Here is a 318-nt window from a genome sequence, read left to right on the forward strand (position 1 = left end):
GTAAATCTAAAGGACTGTAACCGTAACAATTTTGACTGATGTCAAAAAAGGGAGCATTTTACTTTAAGTGGATTCGTGCATTGGCATCTCTTGGGGGGAAGCAATGAACTCGCTCCAACGGCAGGTCGTGAATGCCTTCCTGAAGGCAGTACAGGCGAGTTGGCTGCAAAGCATATTCCTTTTTGCCTCGACAGTTCTCGCAGCAGCATCTTTCACGTCGGCTTCCCTCGCGCAAACATGTCCCAGTCCCGCGGTCGCGGTCAATTCCGCGTGCATGGTGAATCCCGGAACCACTATCGCGGTAACAACAGTAAACGG

The 318-nt window shown here is 50.6% G+C and carries 1 protein-coding gene; it reads left to right on the top strand.

Annotated features, from left to right (window positions below):
• Positions 1-103 precede the first annotated feature (103 nt).
• The coding region (locus tag PHA01_RS29175) for a hypothetical protein (RefSeq protein ID WP_271899732.1) at positions 104-318 on the top strand (215 nt) is incomplete at its 3' end.

The organism is Candidatus Phyllobacterium onerii, assembly GCF_028331445.1.
In the GTDB taxonomy this organism is placed as follows: Bacteria; Pseudomonadota; Alphaproteobacteria; order Rhizobiales; family Rhizobiaceae; genus Phyllobacterium; species Phyllobacterium onerii.